This window comes from Streptomyces sp. NPDC002851 (genome assembly GCF_053591935.1).
On sequence record NZ_JBSFUT010000079.1, the window covers coordinates 1 to 6,719 of the forward strand.

The 6,719-nt window shown below is 71.2% G+C and carries 4 protein-coding genes; 2 read left to right on the plus strand and 2 right to left on the minus strand.

Annotated features, from left to right (window positions below):
• Nucleotides 1–280 precede the first annotated feature (280 nt).
• Nucleotides 281–1,309 carry an aspartate-semialdehyde dehydrogenase gene (locus tag ACWD10_RS38155; protein ID WP_451098399.1) on the minus strand — a complete coding sequence of 343 codons (1,029 nt, stop codon included), beginning with the start codon at nucleotides 1,307–1,309 and terminating at the stop codon, nucleotides 281–283.
• A gap of 517 nt (nucleotides 1,310–1,826) precedes the next feature.
• Between ACWD10_RS38155 and ACWD10_RS38160 the strand changes: the two genes are divergently transcribed.
• A complete protein-coding gene (locus ACWD10_RS38160; RefSeq protein ID WP_451098400.1) occupies nucleotides 1,827–3,599 on the plus strand; it encodes a TIGR03767 family metallophosphoesterase in 1,773 nt (590 codons plus the stop codon).
• Nucleotides 3,600–3,752: 153 nt separating this feature from the next.
• A complete protein-coding gene (locus ACWD10_RS38165; RefSeq protein WP_451098402.1) occupies nucleotides 3,753–4,907 on the plus strand; it encodes a serine hydrolase domain-containing protein in 1,155 nt (384 codons plus the stop codon).
• Between the two features lie 132 nt (nucleotides 4,908–5,039).
• On the opposite strand, the gene ACWD10_RS38170 is transcribed toward ACWD10_RS38165, so the two are convergent.
• Entirely contained in the window at nucleotides 5,040–6,278 is a 1,239-nt protein-coding gene (locus ACWD10_RS38170) for a hypothetical protein (RefSeq protein WP_451098403.1), read from the minus strand.
• Between the last annotated feature and the right edge of the window lie 441 nt (nucleotides 6,279–6,719).

The following is a 6,719-nucleotide window of genomic DNA, read 5'->3' on the forward strand; positions in this document are numbered from 1 at the left end:
GCGGGTGGCGGCACGAGTGTCGTCGAGGCTCCCGCCCCTTCCCGAAAGCTTGCAGCAACTTCGGGGGCTCCGCCCCCGGACCCCCGCTCCTCAAACGCCGGAGGGGCTGATTCTTGCGGCCTCCGGGTGGGTGGGGGCAGGCATTTCGACCAGTGCGGCAGCTACCAGCCCGTCCGGCGTTTGAGGACGAGCGCGTACAGCGCGATAAACGGGGGTCTGGGGGCAAAGCCCCCAGTTTCGGGAAGGGGCGGGGCTGGGGAAGAAGAACCCGCCCCGGTGCTCAGCCCTTCAACTCAGCCGCGACCAGCTCAGCGATCTGCACCGCGTTCAGTGCAGCGCCCTTGCGCAGGTTGTCGCCGGAGAGGAACAGCGCGAGACCGTTCTCGGCGGTCTCGTCCTTGCGGATGCGGCCCACGTACGACACGTCCCCACCCGCGGCCTGCAGTGGCGTGGGCACATCGGCGAGCGCCACGCCCTCCGCACCGGCGAGCAGCTCGGCCGCCCGCTCAGGGCTGAGGGGACGCTCGAAGCGGGCGTTGACCTGGAGCGAGTGCCCGGTGAAGACCGGCACGCGGACGCAGGTGCCGGAGACCTTGAGGTCCTCGATCTCGAGGATCTTGCGGGACTCGTTGCGGAGCTTCTGCTCCTCGTCGGTCTCGTTCAGACCGTCGTCGACGATCGAGCCCGCCATCGGCAGGACGTTGTACGCGATCGGGGCGACGTACTTGTCCGGCTCGGGGAACTCGGCGGCCGCACCGTCGTGGGTGAGCCCCGGCGCGTCCTCGCCGACCTTCTTGACCTGCTCGAAGAGCTCGTCGACACCGGCGAGGCCGGAGCCGGACACGGCCTGGTAGGTGGCCACGACGAGCGCGGTGAGCCCGGCCTCCTGGTGCAGCGGCTTCAGCACCGGCATCGCGGCCATCGTGGTGCAGTTCGGGTTGGCGATGATGCCCTTGGGGCGGTTCTTGATCGCGTGCGGGTTGACCTCGGACACGACGAGCGGGACCTCGGGGTGGCGGCGCCACGCGGAGGAGTTGTCGATCACGACGGCACCCTGGCCCGCGACCTTCTCGGCGAGCGCCTTGGAGGTGGCGCCGCCGGCCGAGAACAGCACGATGTCCAGGCCGGAGTAGTCGGCGGTCGAGGCGTCCTCGATGGTGATCGTGTGCCCTTCCCACTCGATGGTCTTGCCCGCGCTGCGGGCCGAGGCGAACAGGCGCAGCTCGTCGACCGGGAACTTCCGCTCGGCGAGGATCTTGCGCATCACTCCGCCGACCTGACCGGTGGCACCGACGATTCCGACCTTCACGAGGACTCCTTCACTCCTGGTTCCGAGCTGTCTCTGTGAGCTGTGGTTCCGAGGCGGGGCCCGGGAACTGGAACGACTCACCCATGATGCGTATGACCGGGCAGCTCTTGTCCAATCCATTGTCCGGGTAGCGGGACGCAGCGCACCTGCGTGAGAAACAGCACGTAGGGCTTCCGCATTCCGGACTTACCCCCACGTATCTTTCCGTCGGCTCGGTGGCCGCTCCTGGGGGCTGCGCCCCCAGACCCCGCTATCGGCCTGGACGGCCTCGTCCTCAAGCGCCGGACGGGCTGGGTTTGCCCTCTCGCGCCGGACGGGGCTGGGTTGGCCCTCGCGCGCCGGACGGGCCGAGGCGGCCCCGCGTACCCCCACAGATGAACTACCCGTAACCGCGACCCCTCCCCGCGAAGAGCGACCGGTGACGCCCCGAGGGCCCCGTGATCGACGTACCGCGATCGGCTCGTCACGTTGCGGCGGCGTTCACGTTCAGGTCACCCCCGCTGCCAACGATCCAGACATGCCGCGCCTACGCCATGCCGCAGCCAGCCTCGACCGCCGCGCCTTCCTCGCCACCGCGGGAGCGGCCGCCACCGCCACCGGCATCGGGCTCGCCCTCGGCCCGACCGGGGCCCGCGCGAACCCCGCGCGCCCCGCCGGTCCCCGGGCGGCCGCCCACACGCTCACCTCACGCAAGGCCCCCGCGCCCCTCGCCCCGTACCAGCAGGGCACCACGCTCAGCACCGTCGCCGCCCCGCGCGGCAGCGGTGGCTACCGGCGGCTCGGTGACGGGCCCGCCTGGTCCCGGATCGTCCGGACCGACCTGGCCGGGACGAAGAGCCCCGAGGGCACCCGGGCCGAGCGGCGCACCGCGATCGCCGCGTTCGTGCAGTTCACGGACCTGCACATCGTCGATGTCCAGCACCCGTTGCGCTACGAGTTCCTGCGCGCCCAGACCGCCAGCGCCTGGCGGCCGCACGAAGCGCTCTCCGTCGCCGGCACCGTCTCGCTCATCGAGCGCGTCAACGCGCTCAGGGGCGCACCCGCCACCGGCGCACCCCTGAGCTTCGTGATGACCACCGGCGACAACACCGACAACAACTCCCGGGCCGAACTCGACTGGTTCCTGCGCGCGATGAGCGGCGGCACCATCACGCCCAACACCGGTGACCCGCGCGGCTACGAGGGCGTCCAGGACAGCGGCCTGAAGCTCTACTGGCACCCCGATGACCGCGACCTGCGCGACGCCGACAAGCAGCTCGGCTTCCCGCACATCGACGGCTTCCTCGACGCGGCCCTGAGGCCCGTGCGCAGCCCGGGCCTCAACCTGCCCTGGTACTCCACGGTCGGCAACCACGACTTCCTGCCCGGCGGTGCCTTCGCCTCCGGCGACGACTGGTTCCACGCCTTCGCGGTCGGCGGCAAGAAGCTGATGGAGCTGCCCGAGGCCGAGGGCGCCGCCTTCTGGAAGGCCGTCAAGAAGGGGCTCGACCCGAAGGGCGAGCGGTTCCGCGAGATGGTGCGTGGCGAGGCCCGGCACCTGCGGTCCATCACGCCCGACCCGGCCCGCGCGCCGTTCACCCCGGCCGAGTACGTACGCGCCCACCTCGACCCGGCGCACACCGGCCCCGGCCCGGTCGGGCACGGCTATACCCGGGCGAACCTCGCCGAGGGCACGCAGTACTACGCCTTCACCGTCGCGGAGGGCACCGAGGACACGCCCCCGGTCGTGGGCATCAGCCTCGACACCACCGACCCCGGGGGCCACTACCAGGGCTCCCTCGGCACCGCCCAACTCCGCTGGCTGGAACGGACCTTGAAGAAGGCCGAGCAGGACGGCGCGTACGTCATCGTCTTCAGCCACCACACCAGCAAGTCGATGAACAATCTGCACCCCGACCCGGCCCGCCCCGACGAGCAGCGGCACGGCGGCCCCGCCGTCGTCGACCTGCTCCGCCGGTTCCCGCGGGTCCTGGCCTGGGTGAACGGCCACAGCCACAAGAACGCCATCACCCCGCACGGCACCTTCTGGGAGATCTCCACCGCCTCGCACATCGACTACCCGCAGCTGGCCCGGGTGATCGAGCTCGTCGACAACGGCGACGGCACGCTCTCCGTCTTCACCACGCTCATCGAGTCCGCCGCCGGACACCGCACAGATTTCGCCGATCTCTCCCAGCCCGGTCTCGCCGCGCTCTACCGCGAGCTGTCCTTCAACGCCCCTGGCAGGAAGCCCACGCTGACCGGCGACCCGGGCGACCGCAACACCGAACTCGTTCTGCCGAAGAGCTGACTTCGGGGCCGGATACCGCTCAACCGGGCCAACCGGATCAACCCGGGCGAGCGGTCCGGGGTCCTGTCCGCTGACCGAATGCAACGGCGTCGGCGTCGTCTTTGACGTTTTCGACGTCCTCGATGTCTTCGACGTCTTCGAAAGGACAGGGATATGGCACGACGTACGGTGCGGACCGGCCTCGTCGGGGTGACCACGGCGGTGGCGGTGGCCGCCCTCGGGTTCGCGGCCCCGGCCTCGGCCGACTCCGGACGGGGACACCAGGCGACCCAGGAAGCGATGGACGCCGCAGTCAAGGACGGGGTGCCGGGCGTGGCCGGGCAGGCGCGCGACGAGCACGGCACGTGGAAGGGCACCTCGGGCATCGGCAACCTGGAGTCCGGCGCCCCGCGCTCCGCCCACGACCGGTTCCGGGTCGGCTCCATCACCAAGACCTTCGTCGCGACGGTCCTGCTCCAGCTGCAGGCCGAGGACCGGATCGACCTGGACGACACGGTCGAGACCTGGCTGCCGGGCGTGGTGCGGGGGAACGGCCACGACGGCAGCCGGATCACGGTCCGCCAACTCCTCAACCACACCAGCGGCATCTACAGCTACACCGATGACCCGGAGCTCCAGGAGGAGTTCTTCGGCAAGGAGTTCCTGGAGAACCGCTACGACACCTACCGGCCGGAGCAGCTGGTGGAGGTCGCGATGGCGCACAAGCCGGTGTTCGCGCCCGGCACGGGCTGGAGCTACTCCAACACCAACTACACCCTGGCCGGAATGATCGTGGAACGGGTCACCGGTCATGCGTACGGCGAGGAGATCGAGCGGCGCGTGATCCAGCCGCTCGGCCTGCACGCCACCAGCGTCCCGGGCACCGATCCGTCGGTGCCGCGCCCGAGTTCCCGCGCGTACTCCAAGTTGAGCCTGAAGCCCGAACCGGACGGCAAGACGTACGACGTGACCGAGCTGAACCCCTCGGCCGCGGGCGCGGCGGGCGAGATGATCTCCGACGCGGGCGATCTGAACCGCTTCTACTCGGCGCTGCTCCGCGGCAAGCTGCTCCCGCCCGAGCAGCTGAAGGAGATGAAGACCGCGGTGCCGATCGGCGACGACGCGCCGAACGCGAGCTACGGCCTCGGCCTGATGAAGAGCGAGCTGCCGTGCGGCGGCACGGTCTGGGGCCACGGCGGCGGCATCCACGGCTCCTCGTCCATGGCGGTCACGTCCACGGACGGCGACCACAGCCTGGCCGTGAACTTCAACGGTGACTGGGCGGGGGGCAGCGAGGCGATCGTGGAGGCGGAGTACTGCGGTAAGTAGCCCGTCCTCGTAGGGCGGTGAGTAGACCGTCCTCATGGGGCGGTGAGTAGCCGGTCCTCATAGGGAAGATCGTCCTCGTAGGGAAGAGGGGCGGGGCCCGCCGTCCAGGCCCCGCCCCTCGGCTCACTCGGTTCAGCGGGGGAGCACCACCACGTAGGCCGCCGGTTCGCGGTCGGCGGATGCCATGAGGGCCGTACGGACGACCGTCGCCTGCTGCTCGAGCGAGGCACGCAGCTTCTTCGGTGTGATGTGGACGACGGTGATGCCGAGCCGCTCCAAGTGCTCCCGCTTCCGGGCGTACTGGGACCACAGCGCGTCCTCGTCGCCCCGTCGCACCTGCCGCGTCGCCCGGGTGTCGAGCTCGACGGCAACGGCCTGGTCGGGCCAGTACGCGTCCACCCCGCCGAGTTGTGGTCCGCCCGGCAGCCGCAGATCGACGTTCCACAGCGGCTCGGGCAGGCCGTGCTCGCGCACCATCCGGTAGAGCCGGTCCTCGGCGATGGCCCGCCCCTCGGCGAGCAGCGAGTCGACGGCGCCCACGACATGGGGACGGCTGAGCAGCCGAGCCTCGTTCAACTCCCGTACGACGGCGGCCGGTTCACAGTGCCCGCCGCGCACCGCCTCACTGAGCAGCCGCCGCACGGCACCCGCGTCGGTGAGCTCCCCCACGGCATCCGCGAGCGCCCGCTCCACCGGCGCCACCGGCAACCCGGTGATCTCCACGGGTGTGGGCATCACGGAGGACCGCACGATCCGGGCACACCCGGTGGAGCGCAGCCGCCGGGTCCGCGGCACCAGGACGTCGATCCGGTCGAGGGAGAGCAGCGGGGGAGCGGACGAGAACCGGTGCAGCGCAAGCGCGGCAAGCCCGGTCACCATGGCGTCCCCGAGGGGCACCGGGGCCGCGGCCGCCCCGTCCGGACGAGGGGCGGACGGCAGCGCGGCCTGCCCGGTGACGGCGGCGGTGACGCCGGACGGGTCCGGCCCCCGCCGCGGGATGCCGGAGTTCCGCTGTGGCGCGTCCCGGCCTTGGCGCGGGATGCCCGAGTTCCGCCGCGGCACGTCCAGGTCCTGCCGTGGAAGGTCCGCGTGCCGCCGTGGCGCGGAGCCCACCCCGCTGCCGGGCGGCCGCCCCGCGTACAGGAGCACGGCATGCAGCCGCTCCTCGCTCGTGGGTGGCCCGGGGTGGAGCAGAAACACACCGGGAAGCAGCTCCTGCCAGGGCCCACCGGGACGACACTGAGCGGAGGCCTCGGCGGCCGAGACCCCGTGCGACCGCAGCTGAGCGACGGTGAGGACGCGGCACCGGGCCTCGGTGAGATCGCAGAGGGGGCGGGGGGAGCGGGGGGAAACGGGGGTGTTGTGGTTCATGCCTCGGGAGTTCCCGCCCCCGTCCACCCCTCTAACCGCTGTTACCGTCTCGTCGATATATACGGACAAGCCCGTACTAAAGCCCGGGTCCCGGCCTGCCGAAAGCCCCTGGTCCATCCGGGGGTTACGGTCGTTCGAGGTCCCGGTCTCGTCACAACTTGCTCTCTCCCCAGCCCCGCCCCTTCCCGTAACTGGGGGCTCCGCCCCCAGTCCCCCGTATCCGCCCTGAACGGGCGTCGTCCTCAAACGCCGGACGGGCTGATAGTTGCCGCACCGACCGAAATGCCCGCCCCCTCCGGGTGGGTGGGGGAGGTGGAGGCTTGCCTATCAGCCCGTCCGGCGTTTGAGGACGAGCGCTCCCCCAAGCTCTCAACTGCGTTCGAGCAGGGAGGTACCCCCCTGCGCGATACCTGCGGCGGGGGTCCGGGGGCGGCAGCCCCC